The organism is Arcobacter caeni, assembly GCF_003063245.1.
Classification (GTDB): domain Bacteria; phylum Campylobacterota; class Campylobacteria; order Campylobacterales; family Arcobacteraceae; genus Aliarcobacter; species Aliarcobacter caeni.
Window position 1 is genome coordinate 87753 of the sequence record NZ_MUXE01000004.1, and the last position, 14238, is coordinate 101990.

At 24.0% G+C, this 14238-nt stretch carries 16 protein-coding genes; 4 read left to right on the forward strand and 12 right to left on the reverse strand.

What is annotated here, in order from left to right:
- The first annotated feature begins 8 nt into the window (after positions 1–8).
- Both B0174_RS03940 and B0174_RS03945 read left to right on the forward strand, forming a co-directional pair.
- Entirely contained in the window at positions 9–1940 is a 1932-nt protein-coding gene (locus B0174_RS03940; RefSeq protein WP_108558354.1) for a hypothetical protein, read from the forward strand.
- Between the two features lie 9 nt (positions 1941–1949).
- Entirely contained in the window at positions 1950–2240 is a 291-nt protein-coding gene (locus B0174_RS03945) for an SEC-C metal-binding domain-containing protein (RefSeq protein ID WP_108558355.1), read from the forward strand.
- A gap of 62 nt (positions 2241–2302) precedes the next feature.
- Here the strand turns inward: B0174_RS03945 and B0174_RS03950 are convergent, their stop codons facing one another.
- The 4 genes from B0174_RS03950 to B0174_RS03965 all read right to left on the reverse strand — a co-directional run bounded on the left by B0174_RS03950 (position 2303) and on the right by B0174_RS03965 (position 4584).
- Positions 2303–2533 (reverse strand): hypothetical protein, encoded by a 231-nt coding sequence (locus tag B0174_RS03950; protein WP_108558356.1) that lies wholly within the window; start codon positions 2531–2533, stop codon positions 2303–2305.
- Positions 2520–3377, reverse strand: coding sequence for a hypothetical protein (locus B0174_RS03955; RefSeq protein ID WP_108558357.1), 858 nt, complete (start codon positions 3375–3377; stop codon positions 2520–2522). The genes B0174_RS03950 and B0174_RS03955 overlap by 14 nt, the downstream gene beginning before the upstream one ends.
- Positions 3364–4284, reverse strand: a complete 921-nt coding sequence (locus B0174_RS03960; RefSeq protein ID WP_108558358.1) for a DNA-methyltransferase — start codon at positions 4282–4284, stop codon at positions 3364–3366. The genes B0174_RS03955 and B0174_RS03960 overlap by 14 nt, the downstream gene beginning before the upstream one ends.
- Before the next feature lie 75 nt (positions 4285–4359).
- A complete protein-coding gene (locus B0174_RS03965) occupies positions 4360–4584 on the reverse strand; it encodes a DUF6471 domain-containing protein (RefSeq protein ID WP_108558359.1) in 225 nt (74 codons plus the stop codon).
- Between the two features lie 166 nt (positions 4585–4750).
- Here B0174_RS03965 and B0174_RS03970 point away from each other — a divergent pair, with 166 nt between their 5' ends.
- Positions 4751–5767 carry an IS1595 family transposase gene (locus B0174_RS03970; RefSeq protein WP_108558360.1) on the forward strand — a complete coding sequence of 339 codons (1017 nt, stop codon included), beginning with the start codon at positions 4751–4753 and terminating at the stop codon, positions 5765–5767.
- Here the strand turns inward: B0174_RS03970 and B0174_RS03975 are convergent.
- Complete coding sequence (locus tag B0174_RS03975; protein WP_108558361.1) at positions 5764–6204, reverse strand: hypothetical protein; 441 nt, start codon at positions 6202–6204, stop codon at positions 5764–5766. The two genes, B0174_RS03970 and B0174_RS03975, sit on opposite strands and share 4 nt — an antisense overlap.
- A gap of 61 nt (positions 6205–6265) precedes the next feature.
- Between B0174_RS03975 and B0174_RS03980 the strand changes: the two genes are divergently transcribed.
- Positions 6266–7144 carry a hypothetical protein gene (locus B0174_RS03980; RefSeq protein ID WP_133174790.1) on the forward strand — a complete coding sequence of 293 codons (879 nt, stop codon included), beginning with the start codon at positions 6266–6268 and terminating at the stop codon, positions 7142–7144.
- A gap of 3 nt (positions 7145–7147) precedes the next feature.
- Here the strand turns inward: B0174_RS03980 and B0174_RS03985 are convergent, their stop codons facing one another.
- The 7 genes from B0174_RS03985 to B0174_RS04015 all read right to left on the reverse strand — a co-directional run bounded on the left by B0174_RS03985 (position 7148) and on the right by B0174_RS04015 (position 14137).
- Positions 7148–8308: a hypothetical protein gene (locus tag B0174_RS03985; RefSeq protein WP_108558363.1), complete on the reverse strand. Its 1161-nt coding sequence runs from the start codon at positions 8306–8308 to the stop codon at positions 7148–7150.
- Positions 8305–9384: a TniQ family protein gene (locus tag B0174_RS03990; protein ID WP_108558364.1), complete on the reverse strand. Its 1080-nt coding sequence runs from the start codon at positions 9382–9384 to the stop codon at positions 8305–8307. Before B0174_RS03990 ends, B0174_RS03985 begins: the two co-directional genes overlap by 4 nt.
- A complete protein-coding gene (locus tag B0174_RS03995; protein WP_108558365.1) occupies positions 9371–10276 on the reverse strand; it encodes a TniB family NTP-binding protein in 906 nt (301 codons plus the stop codon). Before B0174_RS03995 ends, B0174_RS03990 begins: the two co-directional genes overlap by 14 nt.
- 10 nt (positions 10277–10286) lie before the next feature.
- On the reverse strand, positions 10287–12185 hold the full coding sequence (locus B0174_RS04000; RefSeq protein WP_108558366.1) for a Mu transposase C-terminal domain-containing protein: 1899 nt from the start codon (positions 12183–12185) through the stop codon (positions 10287–10289).
- Positions 12182–12880 (reverse strand): TnsA endonuclease N-terminal domain-containing protein, encoded by a 699-nt coding sequence (locus B0174_RS04005; RefSeq protein ID WP_108558367.1) that lies wholly within the window; start codon positions 12878–12880, stop codon positions 12182–12184. The genes B0174_RS04000 and B0174_RS04005 overlap by 4 nt, the downstream gene beginning before the upstream one ends.
- 106 nt (positions 12881–12986) lie before the next feature.
- Positions 12987–13442 carry a helix-turn-helix domain-containing protein gene (locus B0174_RS04010; protein WP_108558368.1) on the reverse strand — a complete coding sequence of 152 codons (456 nt, stop codon included), beginning with the start codon at positions 13440–13442 and terminating at the stop codon, positions 12987–12989.
- Positions 13442–14137, reverse strand: a complete 696-nt coding sequence (locus tag B0174_RS04015) for a TnsA endonuclease N-terminal domain-containing protein (protein WP_108558369.1) — start codon at positions 14135–14137, stop codon at positions 13442–13444. Before B0174_RS04015 ends, B0174_RS04010 begins: the two co-directional genes overlap by 1 nt.
- Between the last annotated feature and the right edge of the window lie 101 nt (positions 14138–14238).

A 14238-nucleotide genomic window follows, 5' to 3' on the forward strand; every position in this document is an offset into this window, starting at 1 on the left:
AATTCATTATGCAAGAAAAAAATAAAATACCATATCAAAAAATGCCGGGAAATGATTGTAATTATTTAGTTTTAAACTATGGAGCGGCAGTAAAGATTATAAATGAATCTTCAATCCCAAATATCCAAGTAATCCTAAGAAGAATAGATATTAATAATCAATATTTTATAAAAAATTATCGTGATATAATTGTGTACATCCCTATACCTGAACTTGATGAAGTAAGAATCGGTTCTGTTTGGAGAAAGCGCGAAAAAGTATTAGAAAAATGGAAATTTTTTGATGATTCTGAATATATGGAAGATGTAGATTTTAATTTTGATTTCAATATTAATCCTCCTCAGATAGTAAAGTTTAATGAAAAAATAGATTCATTAAATGATTCACTTTCTAATATTTATAAAATAAATTTTCAAAATACAGATCAATATAAAATACCTTATTTCAATAAAACGAATTACACAAAATTAATTAGTGATGACAATATAACTGTTTTAATACCTTGTATTGAGTTATTTGTTTCAGCATATACACCAGAACAAAAACAAATAAAGCAAAGATTATTACAATTTAATATAGATGATGCAATCAATGAATTTATAAATTTAGAGAATTCAAAAATTGAAAACCAAGAATATTATATAGGTCTAAATAAAAAAATGGAAGATTCTAATATAAAATTTTTAGCTTATGCAAAATTTAATAAGACATCGAGAAATAGAATAAGTAAACTATCTTCAAGTTTAGAATTAGATGAAGGATATTTTATTGATAAATGTCAGGCAAGATATCCAATGGTTTTACCATATCATCCAACACATTTATTTATAACAAGTGATGGTTTATGGTTTAATGAAAAGACGTTTCTAGTTCAAAGGATTTATATAATTAGTATACCTAGTGACATTACTGTTAGTGGTGTTATTGAAAAGGAAATTTTTAAGGTAGAAAAGAAAATTTATAAACCAAAAGAAAAAGAACCTAAGCCTAAAATTGTAGAAAATGAAGAAGAAAATCAGAATAATGAGAATGGTCAGAATAGTTCAGATGAAATTAATATAATAGGAATTAATAGTAATAAACAACCAAAAAAAAGAATTTCTCTTTTTAGAATAAAAACGCAAGTTAATATTATTGATGAGAATAAACCAAAAATAGAGATTTTAGAAAAAGAAGAAGAAAAAATAGAATTTATTGAAGATGAGAAAACAGAAAATAATAAACAAATAGATATTCAAAATGATGAAGAAATTTCAAAAAAAAATATAGAAAATATTGAAAATGTTGATGGTTCAGATGCAAAAAAGCTTACATCTGGAGATGATTCAAGACAAATAAAATATTTATTATCTCATTGTGATGTAGAAACAAATGCTTTATTTAATCAAATAACAGAAATTCTGAATACTTTTAAAATAGAAAAATTTATAGTCGATTATAAATTTTTAGATAAGAATTTTGCAGAAGTAACTGAATTAAAAGAAACTACATTTTATGAAACACTGTTTATTAATAAATTTGAAAAAAAAGAATTAAAAGATAATTGGTATTTATTAAGACAGAGAGAAAATGGAGAGCTAAAAGAGTTAGGTTATAGAGGATATCTCTTAATAGAAATAAAATTAGCTGATGATAAATATTGTTATTTATTAGAAATAGGTAAAAAAGAATCAGAAAGTATTTATTTAGGTGTAATTTTTAAGAATATAAATTTTAATAAATTAGCAAATAAAAATTTAGCTCAAATTTTAAGAAAGATTGTTATTAATCATGGAAATTATAGTAAAAAAGATAAAAAAGAAAAAAAATTTAATGCAGTAGATTTAGGAGTTAGATATAAAACATATTCTCATAAATTTGATGAAAAATTAAATAAATTTATAAATCTGGATAATACAATAAAGAAAAAAATGAAGTTATTAAATATTTTGAAAATATAAGGGGAAAATGTGGGGAAAGGAAATAAACGTAATGAGATTTGTTTTTGTGGGAGTGGGAAAAAGTATAAAAATTGTCATGCTATAAAAGAATTTGAGAAAAAAGTTGAATTACATGAAATGAATAAAGATTTTATGAATAGTCAAGCAAAAAAGAAATGTATGGCACCACAAATTTTAAAAGATGAATGTACTAAAAAGATAATAAAAGCACATACTATTTCTAAAAGTTGTAATCTAAAACAAATATCTAAAGATGGTCATGTTATGCATTTTAAAACAAATATTATCGATATTATGTAGCACTTGCACAAAAATAAATTTTAATCAAAATTTATAATTTTTTTAAATTCTTAAACTAAATTTTAAAGAGTAATTTTCGATTTTTTCTTTTTGTTAGAAGCTTTTGTAATAAGTAACTCATCCCCATCATCTAAATTATAATCATCATACAATTTATCTAATACAAGCGTAGTTACTTTATCTGTAATATCTAATTCACTTTCTAAAAAGCCATCATCAGAGTAAGTACAAAGGTTTATAGTACCTTTGTCTTTGTTATATTCTAGGGTTTGTGTTTTATTATGAATAACCATGTTGTTTTTTCCAACAATCAATACATAATACAGCATTTTGGGTTCTAGGTGTAAATGACTTATTACATGATTGGCAAATTGGTAAGAGGTTACTTATTGATTCACATTTATAATCATCATTTCCACCTATTGATTTTTTGATTAATGATTCAAATGTCAATAAATTTTCTCCCTCATAAGCTTTTATGTCAACTTTTTGTAATTTACTTAATTCTTTCAATAAATCAATAGAATTTAACTTACTAAATACTGATATATCGAAATAAAATATATACATATCCAATTCTCTACTTTTTTCTCTAGCAATCATAGGGTATTTTGTTGTTGTATCTAAAATTAAAGAATTTCTAAGCCAATTCCCATATGGTTCTCCCTCAAATTTTTGCCATCTTTTCTTAAATTCTTCTTTCAAATCTTCATTAGCATTTTTTACTGTACATCTTTCTAATGTAGAATCTTGAAATACCATTAAAACGGGTTGATTACAATAATAATCTATTTGATAAAAACCAAGAATTTGATGAATATCAGCTCCTGTATCATGTTTATAAAATCTTTGACATTTGTCTTTTACTTCAATCCAAAAGAAATTCCCATCATGAAGTTCACATAATAAATCTGGTGCAATTACTAGCTTTCCATTAGGCAATTTTACAGCTGGTGCACCATTTATTCTTAAAGTATTATCTGGTTCATATAGAGTGATTCTTTTTATATCTGGATGAGCTTTAAATAATTGTTCTACTTTAGTAACTAAACTTTTTGAATTAGTAATTGAATTTTCTTTTTTTTCTTGTAATCCATTTTCATGTTTATATGTATCGTTTCTCTCATTGATTGGCATTTAAATTTATCCTTTCTTCAATTCTTGTATTTATAATTTCAATATATCTTTTATTAGTTTCAAAACCTATAAATTTCCGATTTAAATTCAAACTTGCAATAGCTGTTGTACCACTTCCCATACAATTATCTAAAATCATATCATTTTCATTAGTATATGTTTTTATTAAATACTCAAATAATTCTATAGGTTTTTGTGTTGGATGAAGAGAATTGGAATTTGGATTAGAAAATTCTAAAATTGTATTAGGGTTTTTTAATCCATTATTATCAAATTCATATCCATGCTTTTCACCAGTAGAACCAAATACACTTTCACTTCTATCAACTTTATTTATTTTGTCAGTTCTTTTTTTTCCATTAACCATTTGTCTGTTAAATGTTGGTAACTTTTTATAAAAAATTAGCACATTCTCATGCCAACTCATAAACATTTTTTTTGCATTCATAAAATTTGATGGTCTAGTTTTAAGCCATATTAATTCTTGTTTGAAATCTTTTATATTACTATCAATAAGTTCACTTGTGAATGGTTGCTTTGCAGTTAATACTATTGCCCCATCATCCTTAATAATTCTTTTATAATGAGTCCATAAACCTTTCTTTGATTGTTCTTTCCATTTAATTTTAAATATTTCAATAGGTATGTTATTCTCAAAACAATATAATTTATACTCATTTTCATTCATAGAAACAATTTTATTTTTGATTTCAATTTCAATATAATCATTTAATGGAATAATAATATCCCATTTACAAGCTGTAGTACCATAGGGTAAATCACAAAGTATCATATCAATTGATTTATCTTTGATTTTTTCCATTCCTATCATACAATCTTCATTATAAACTTTATTGATTTCCAAACCATATTTTAGTTCATTTTGAACATGAAGTGGTGCTACCATAATATCTCCTTTAAAAACATTTGAATAGTATCAAGTTTTTTATAATCATTTTTTTAAATATTGCATTTTGCAATATTAAATTTCCAAATTTAGATTTTTTACCCCAAGTGCCATCATACATTTACAGAAAAATACAGCACTAAAACCTTTTCTTGTCATTTTATTGTTATAAGATTTATCAGTTAAATTTTCCCCATAAGGTTTTAATAATTCAACTAAATCTTTAACTTTTAATCCTCTTCTATCTAATTCAGCTTTAATTAGATTTTTAGGCATATTTTCATCAAAACTTTTTTCCATAAATAACCCTAAAATATTTTATATTTCATATTTTATCATATTTCTAAAATATAGTCAATATTAATTATATATATAATCATTAATAAATATAAAAATAATCTTAATGTATTGACAAATATAATCATATTCGATATAATTTTAAATAAATTAAATCAAGGACTAAAAAATGTCACAACATTTCCTATTATCTTCAAAAGCAAGAAGTTTAAGTATTATGAACATAGTAAAAATGTCAGATATAGAAGCCTTTGAAATGTTTAAAGCTATTAGATGGAATGAAACAAATGGAGATGTTGTTTGTCCTTGTTGTGGTAGTTTAGAGAAACCATACTTTTTAAAAACTAGAATGCAATTTAGATGTAAAGAGTGTTTTTATACTTTTTCTGTAACAAGTGGAACTATTTTTGCTAATCATAAATTACCATTACAAACTTATCTTTTAGCAATAGCACTTTTTACAAATTCTGTAAAATCTATTTCAGCTTTACAATTAAGTCGTGACTTAAATGTTCAATATAAAACAGCTTGGGTTTTGTCTCATAAAATCAGAGAATCTCTAATGGATTATAATAGTGATGAAAAATTTGAGGGAACTTGTGAAATGGATGGTGTTTATGTAAATCATTATGTAAGACCAAAAAACAATATTGATGATAGAGTTGATAGAAGAAAAGTACACAAACCAAATAAAAGAGTTATTATTAGTCTAAGACAAAGAGCCGATGAAGCAGATGAAGTTGTAGGAGCTGTAAAAACTAAAACTTTTGTACTAAAAAGTGAAAACTCAATTGATATTAAAACTATTGCTCATAAATATATTAAAGTTGGAACTTCAATCCATACAGATGAATCAAATGCTTATGATGATTTAACAGCTCATTATGATATGAATAGAGTAAACCATCAAATTGAATACTCAGGGATTTATGGAGAAAACAATAATCAAAGCGAATCTTATAATGCAAGATTTAGAAGAATGCAATATGGTAACTTACATAAAATCGGAAATTTATATCTTTCAAATTATGCAAATGAGATAGCATATAGAGAAGATACAAGAAGATGGAATAATGGAAAAATCTTTAGTGATATTTTTTCTAAATGTTTACATACTCCAACAAGTAATGAGTTTTGTGGATATTGGCAAGGTAACAAAAGATTATCTGAAAGATTAGGTGCTTAATTTAGCTCTTTTATCTTCCAAACAATAGACAAACCATCTTTTGATACTTTTTCAACTAAATTATTTGATAAACAAGTATTTAAGGCTAATAAAATTGATTTTTGGAAGTTTGATTTATCTGTTTTATTTTCAAAAGCTAGATTTCTATTTACAGCAATAATATCAGATATTTTATCAGTAGATATTGGCAAACTGCTATTTTTTAAAACCTCTAAAACTAAAACTTTTGCTTCTCCATTATTAAAAAATCTGTTTCTACTTTTTATAACTGGTTTAATACTAGAAATATCATAATCAACATCAAAAATTTTAATAGTTGCATCAATAGTTTGTAAATCTTTATCAAGAGTTGCAATTAGTTGTTTGTAATGGATTATATCTCCACGAAGTTCAGCTCTTTTTTTAACCAATGCAGAAATAACATGAGTATCAGCCATAATAAGTGTCCTTTAAACGAAAAATGTTAAAGGAATTTTAGTAAATTTTAGGGATTTTTTCTTGTGCAAGTGCTACATAATATCGAATATTATGGCTTTAGATAGAAATAATGGTAAATTTCCTATAGAAAAAATAGGGATTAATAATGCATCAGTAATAAATGCGTTTTGTAGTAAGCATGATAAAGAATTATTTAGTGTAATAGAGGATAAAGAGTTTATTTTTACTGATGAACAAATTTTTATGTTAGCATATAGAGCAATATCTAGAGAATTATATTTAAAATATTGTTCAACAGAATCTAATAAAAATATGAAAGAATATGACAAAGGTCAATCTAAAGAGATTCAGTTATTAATTCACATGATTAGTAATCATATGACAAAAGGCACAGATTTAGCAATTAGAGACTTAGAAAAATTAAAATCTTTATATGATGAAAAATTACTAGAAAATAGTTTCAATTCAATCAAATATTATTGTATTTTAATTGATAATGTACCAGAAATAATGAGTAGTGCAGGATGGTTACCAGAATTAGATTTTAATAATAAAATATTACTTGATTTAAATGATAAAAATATAATGTTTAATTCATTAACTGTATCAACAATTGGATTAAAAGATCGAAAAGGAGCTATTGTTTTTGCTTGGTTAGATGTAATAGATTCTAAAGCTTGTATAGAGTTTATAAAAAGTCTCAACGAAATACCAGATGATTATAAAGGTAGTGCAATATTAAAATGGTTATTTGAATGCAATGAAAATATTTACTGGTCAGAAGATTGGTGGAATACAATTGAAGTAGATAAACAGAAGGAATTAATAGATTCAATGATGAATATTATGAGTAGAGGACCATCTCTTAAAGATTATAAAAGTTTTTCTAGTTGTTTGTCTTGGAAAATAAATGAAATAAAAACAAATATTAATTTATGAAGTCTATTTTAATTTTAAATAAACTTTTTTTGGTAAATAAAATTTATTTTTACAACAACAAATGTAATAACTATTATTTATTCTAAAAATATTTTTAATACATAAATATACATTTGTTGGGATTTTAATCCTATGGAAATATTCTAAAGAAATATTGATTAATCCTTTTTGTTGAGGAATGGTTAGTCTTTCTTTTTTTAATAAATAAATTAATCGTAATTGTAATTGTTTTTTTCTTGAAGTACTAGATTTTAATGTATAAGTTAAATTTCTCATAGAAGATAAGTTATAGTTAAATTTTTTATTTAAGTAATTAATAAAGCCTGTTAAAGAACTTTTTTGACCAGGATAAACCCATAGATAACCATCAATTACATTATCATTTAATCTTGAGATATTAAAGTATTTTTTGTATTCAAGTAGTTTTATTGCTGGGGTTAAGGCTAATCTTATTGATCGTTGAGTTGTTTTATTTGATAAATATTTCTTTTCTAAATATGTATAGTAACTATTTATAATTAGATAATCAGAAGAATTTTTATTGAAATGATTTAGATATGAATCTATTATATTTAAATTAGAATGTAGTTCTTTTATTTTTTCATTAATTTCTATTATTCTATATTCATTAAAAAAAATCATAACTAAAAGGTATTTTCTTGTGAATGAAACTTTAAAATGTTTTAACAAATCAAGATATGTAGGAAATTTATCTAATGTATTTGCTAGTAAATCAATTTTATAAAAAAAGATAAAATATTTTTGAATAAAATTAGAACTATATTCTATACCTTTTCTTTTTGTTAACCACCAAGTGAATTGTTCAAAAAAGAGATTTGTAAATTTAGATAAAAATAAATTTAGCATAGAAATTTTTTTGGATAAAGTATTAAAACAAGAACATTTATAACAAATTTTTCCTCTCCCCGCAGGAAATTTATTTTTACAAATTCTACAAATTCTAAATGGTTCTATGAAACATTTTTTGCAAATAGGTTTATTCTCTTTTGAATATGTAAAAGTTATTGTATGTCTTCTACATAAACTACATATATCTAAACATTTTCTATAACATTTGTCACAAAGCAATAAAATTTCATTATTTAGAGTTCTATTAAAAACATTGTTTTTAGAGCAATTACATTGTGGACAAATTTTTTTCATTCTAAAAATTCTTCAAGTTCATACATTAATATGTCAACTTCTTCTTCAGATTTGGGTTGAATTTTTTTATGATGAGTTCTTTTATTTTGAGAAGTTTCTCTTATTTTTAAGTTTTTTGATAAATATTTTATAGTAGAAGATTCAGGTATAGCTGTATTTGAAGCTAAAAATTGCCTATATGTAATTTTTGATATTCGTAAAAAATTCTCAAATAATTTTATATCCATTTTTAAAAATCTAGAAATAATATGCATTAGTTTCATTCTTTCTTCAGACCTTAAAATATCAAAATATAATGTTGCTTTATTCTTGAAAAACAGTTTATTATTTAATTGAAATTCTTCTTTTAATAAATTAATGATCCTTTTATTCTTTTGAATAGCAAGTGTAAAATTTAAAAGAGTTCTAGTAGTATAAAATAATTCAAATAAAGTTTTATCTAACAGATTATAATTGGATTTTATTATTTGTTTTTCTTTAATACAATTATTTAAATAGATTTGCAATTCTAGAGATTCACAAGAAATATTTTCATCTGAAATGTCTAAGCTTAAGTCATAATTACAATAACTACAGATATGAAAAGTATCATTAAAGTTTTTTAGATTTGGTGAAAATTGATGATTACATCTTGAACATTTGTTCTGTAAAAGTTGCTTATGAATAGGGCAGATTATATTCCAAGATAATCGATTAAAGATATAAAAAATTGTATTTTTTTCTTCAAGGCACTTTGAACAAAACAGTAAACCATTTGTTTTAATCGTATATTTTGTTCCACTTGGAATTATCCATTTCCATTTTTTTAAAGAATCAAGTGGCTCTTTTGAAAAGCTTGATAAGAAGTTTTTTAGTGTTAATCTTTCTATAATTTTTGAATCAATATCTGTATATTCTGCTAATTGATGAATATCTTTACTTTCTAATGATTTATCTATATCATTGAGTGTTAATTTAGAGTTATTAAATAGAAAATCTGATAATACATTTATATTTGTACCATTGTTATTTGTTAATCTTAACAGCCATGAACTTATTAATTCATATTCTTTAGGAAGAACTTTAACGGCTAGCATAGCTTTTAGGATTACTTACTTTTGCTTCTTTAAGATAAATAAATTTTTCTATAATATCTAATGTAATCTCTTCAATATCATTAAGAATTGCATATTCCGCACACGCAATTAATATTTTGTGTAAATGCCCTAAATTACCTTTACACATGTCATATAATAATGTTGCTTTTTCTTTTGAAGCTAAATTTGAAGGTTTTTTTAATGGAATTCTTTTTTCAAAACTTTTTAATAAACCTCTAAAATCATTATCTAATTCCCATCTATCTATTTTTATAATATCAAATCTACTTACATGTTGGGGATCACTGTATAAAATGGTTGCCGCTGCTTTTGTGCCAACACCAATTATTGGTATACTAAGTTCATTACTTAAATTTTTAATCGCATCCATTATAATTTTTTGTTTCAAAGGACTACCTGTTAAGATATTATGTATTTCATCAAATATAATAGTTTTTACTTGAGAAACTTTTAATAAATGAATAGCTTGTTGTTTTAGCTTCAACTTAGAATGTGTAATTTTATAAGGTGCCCAAAATTGATCTAAAATTTTTACATAGAATTCTTTTTCATCTGAACTTTGGATATCTGCATAAATTATTGGTTTTATAGTTTTTATTTCATCATTTAATTCAATTTGAATATCTGGATTCATTTCATGAAATTTTTTTGCTATGGTTGTTTTGCCCATGTTTGGTTCAGCAATAACAAGTAAATTTTGCATTCGATGTTTTTTAGGTTTGTTCATATAATTTGACATAATTTGTAATAGTTCTTTTGCTTTTGGGTAACTAATAACAAAAGCTTCATTTGTAGCATAGCATCTATCTTTTTTATTTAATTTAATTAGATGTAAAAAGTCTGGATGAATATGTTCATATGTATTGTTCATTTGTTACCTTTTAATCAAAATCAGGGATATCATTATCCCAAATATCAGATTCATTATTTTTATAGATACTATTATCAGTATTTTTAATTAGTATACTTGTAATTGAACTTTTCTTATTGTTTTTTGCTTTCTGAATCATCTTTTTTTGTTGTTTAGTTTTTTTAATTGATTCATCTACATGGCTATAAAGTTCTTTATAACCTTCTAAAATATTATATTCATTAAGAACTTTACTATTAGTTTTCTCAATATTATTTTTTATAATATTAAGTTCTTGTATGCTCATAGGTGGAAATTCCATATTTGCTAATCCGATTTTGTAGTATTCTTGTTGAATGTCATCATAAAACCAGATAAACGATATATCTCTAGGATCTCTTTTAAAAATATATTTTGGATTGGAGTTACTACTATCATAGCCAATATCATAACCTCTAATTTTAGTTCTTAATATTTGATCAAAATAAGTTAATCCATCTATCGTAACACCATTTTTTTGAACAGTTCTTTCAATTGATGGTAGAAAATCAATAGTTAAACTTTCAATATCTCCAGGTATTTGAGGATATCCAATTCCTAGTGTGTTTTTTGTTCCAAATATGCCTTCTTTCCATTTGATGTAGGGGCTAGTTTTTATACCTGAATGAATATTATGTTGATATATTTTAGTAATATAAATTAATAACCATTTTTCAAATTCATCAAATGTCATACATGCATTACCCTCAGAATCATAATCCATTTTTTCTCTTATATTAGAATAAGTTGTTCCAGGAACATCATGAACTTCTGTCATTGTTGTTCCTATAAGTCTTTCAATATGACCACCATACTCTTTTTTACCTATTGGTCTAAAATTGATATGAATACCATTAGCAAGACAAGCCTGTTCAACAGAGAATGACCTAAAATCGGCACCATTGTCAGTAAATATATTGTCAAATTTTCCCCAGACATTCCATTCCGTATCAAGTTCAAACTGATTTAACAATTTGTTTTTTTGCATTATCGCATTTACAATACACATTCCTACAGAGACACCACTAGGAGCATCTAATGATAAGTAATAACCAACAATCATTCTAGAGTAAATATCAATAGCTAAAGTAAGCCAAGGTCTACCAATAGAAGTACGATGCTCGTCATCAACTATATGTAAATCAACTCTAGTGTGGTCAATTTGAACTTTTTGTAAAGGATAATCTGCAGAGTATTTTTTAGTTGCAGGTGCAAATTTATCTTTCACTAAATTTTTACTATTTCTTTTTTCAAAGAATTCATATTGCGTTATTTTATTTATTCTATTTCTGATTGTATTATTACTTGGTAAAGCTAGATTTTTTTCTAAACATTTAATTTTAATTTTATTAATAACAGATTTAATACTAGGTCTTTCTTTTATTAAATAATCATTTTTTATTGTATCTTGTATGATTTTTTCAATATCTTCAGCAATAAAAAGTGTACCATTTTTTCTTCCTCTTTTTTGCGAAAGTAGACCTGTAACAGTCCCTGTTGATTTATATCCACTAAGCCATCTATATAGTGTGGTAAAATGAATACCAATATCTTTAGCATGCTCTTCAATTTCTTTTCTCGTTGCACTATTTAATAATGGTCTTATAGCATTTAATCTTATTTCGATTGTTTTCCATCCATCATCAGCGATATCGTCAATATCTTTGGATATATATCCATTATCTTTTATAGAATTATTTGGAGTAGGTTTTATATATTCAATCAATAATCTTTTTGCTTCATTATTTTTAATATTCACGCCAATAACTTCATTAAAATCAATAAGTTGTGTAATCTTATATATCTGATTTTCATATTTAACAAAATTTCCTATGATTAATTGAATCTTTTGTCTATCTAATTTTAATTTTTCATTTTTTATTGATCTCATATTTCTACTCCCAAATTATCTTCTTCAATATTTAGCCAGATAACAGTTTTATTATTTAATGGAATTTTTAAATCTGTAGTTAGAATTTTTGAATACATTAAATACCATATGTGAGAAAGAGCATTGCCTCTTTGATAATCTGTAACATATAAATGAGTTAATAAATATTCAATAGTAGTATGCCCAATTGACAATAAATGATTTTTAATTATTTCAACTTCATTTTCATTTGGAATGTAGTCTTTGTATCTATTTAAAAAAATTATGTTGTCAACTTCAGTACTTTTTATTCTATTTTCGTTAAAGATTTTAAATCTAAATTCTTGTTCATTACAAAATTTTATTGCTGATTTAAATTTTATTTTAAGTTCAATTCTATTCTCAATTAATTTTCTAGAAGGTTTAACTTCAACTACCATTGGTTTTATTGGATTAATTGTTTTAAATTCTGGTTCTTTAAAATAAATTAAAAAATCTGGAGTATATGAACCTTTATTACCTTTTATTGTTATAGTATCAATAGTAAAAGGCTGTTCTATAACATCTAATACCATATCATTAAATTCTAAAACTTGTAAAAAACTTTTTTCTAATAATGATTCAAAAAGTATAATTTTCTTATTTCTAAACATAAATTTTCCAGATGTACTTCCATAGGTATATCCAATTTTACGATTTTTATGACTTATCTTCATCTCTTACCTTAAATCTTGTATCATTTTTAGTTAAATATTGTTTGTATTGTAGATCTTTTCTCTCAATTTTGTAGTATTTTTAATTGAACTACTTTTCTTTAATAATCTATTTATAGTATCTGATTGTAGCACTTTTAAATGAAACTGTCAGTAAACCTGCTAATGTACCAGTTGTTCTATATTGTTTTAACCATCTATAGATTGTAGTAAAATGCACTCCTATTTTTTTTGAATATTCTTCTATTTCTACACGGGTTATAGAATTAGTTAGTAATGGTTGTATTGACAAATATTTCTTTTGTAAATCCATAAATTCTTCATCTGTAATTTCATCAATATCTTTGAAAATTGAATCATTATTAAATTCATTTTCAACTGGAGTTAAATCTTTTATAAAAAGTCTTTTAGGTCTTTTTGTTTTTATATCAATTCCAATAACTTCTGTAAAATTTATAATGCTAGATATTTTGTATATATCTTTCATATATTTTACATAAGAATTTTCTTTTAGTGTAAAAATGCTTCTATCTAATTTTATTGATGGTATATCTTTATTAGTCATTACAAGTTTTCCTCTTCATCTATCTCGTTTAGCCAAATTTGTGTTTTCATATTAATAGGTTTGTTAAAATTGCACAGAACTTTTTTATGATATAAGAGATGATAAATTTGACTTAGCATTAATCCTTTTTGTTCTCTAGTTACACAAAAATATTCTAATATATATTCAATTGAATTATTACCTGCGGTATATAAATAAGATAATATTTGACTAGTTTCTTCATTATCGAAATTTAATTTTTGATATCTTTTTAAAAACATAATATTTTTAAAATATCGTGTTCTGATTTTTCTTTCATCATATATTTTAAAAATTAAATCATTTTCTTGAGCATATTTAATAGCTAGTTTAAATCGAAATTTGTATTCAGAAAATTTATTATCAAGGTCTTCTTTTGTTTTAACTTCGATTAATAGTGGTTTTCTTTTTAATCTCATTAGTGCAGTATCTGGTTCATTAAAATAAACCAAAAAATCTGGTGTGTAAGGAACTGTCCTTCCATTTTCATTTTTATACTGAAATGTAAGAGGTTGACCAATAACTTCACTAACTGAATCATTAAATTCTAACATAATTAAAAAGTCTCTTTCTAAAGGTGATTCATATGCGACACTTGCATCTTTTCTAAAAGGATAATGTCCCGATATAGTTCCATATGTATATCCAATTTTTCTATTATTCATTAGTATTTTCATATATTAAATCCTTGGAAAGGTTGTATCATAGTTAATTGAAATAATGTAAAACTATTAAAATCTTCAAGAATAGTTTTATCATTAATTATTATAAAAATCAT

Coding starts and splice junctions, on each gene's coding strand:
- B0174_RS03940 (WP_108558354.1), top strand. CDS start 9: ATGCAAGAAAAAAATAAAATACCATATCAAAAAATGCCGGGAAATGAT.
- B0174_RS03950 (WP_108558356.1), bottom strand. CDS start 2,533: ATGGTTATTCATAATAAAACACAAACCCTAGAATATAACAAAGACAAA.
- B0174_RS03955 (WP_108558357.1), bottom strand. CDS start 3,377: ATGCCAATCAATGAGAGAAACGATACATATAAACATGAAAATGGATTA.
- B0174_RS03960 (WP_108558358.1), bottom strand. CDS start 4,284: ATGGTAGCACCACTTCATGTTCAAAATGAACTAAAATATGGTTTGGAA.
- B0174_RS03965 (WP_108558359.1), bottom strand. CDS start 4,584: ATGGAAAAAAGTTTTGATGAAAATATGCCTAAAAATCTAATTAAAGCT.
- B0174_RS03970 (WP_108558360.1), top strand. CDS start 4,751: ATGTCACAACATTTCCTATTATCTTCAAAAGCAAGAAGTTTAAGTATT.
- B0174_RS03975 (WP_108558361.1), bottom strand. CDS start 6,204: ATGGCTGATACTCATGTTATTTCTGCATTGGTTAAAAAAAGAGCTGAA.
- B0174_RS03985 (WP_108558363.1), bottom strand. CDS start 8,308: ATGAAAAAAATTTGTCCACAATGTAATTGCTCTAAAAACAATGTTTTT.
- B0174_RS03990 (WP_108558364.1), bottom strand. CDS start 9,384: ATGCTAGCCGTTAAAGTTCTTCCTAAAGAATATGAATTAATAAGTTCA.
- B0174_RS03995 (WP_108558365.1), bottom strand. CDS start 10,276: ATGAACAATACATATGAACATATTCATCCAGACTTTTTACATCTAATT.
- B0174_RS04000 (WP_108558366.1), bottom strand. CDS start 12,185: ATGAGATCAATAAAAAATGAAAAATTAAAATTAGATAGACAAAAGATT.
- B0174_RS04005 (WP_108558367.1), bottom strand. CDS start 12,880: ATGAAGATAAGTCATAAAAATCGTAAAATTGGATATACCTATGGAAGT.
- B0174_RS04010 (WP_108558368.1), bottom strand. CDS start 13,442: ATGACTAATAAAGATATACCATCAATAAAATTAGATAGAAGCATTTTT.
- B0174_RS04015 (WP_108558369.1), bottom strand. CDS start 14,137: ATGAAAATACTAATGAATAATAGAAAAATTGGATATACATATGGAACT.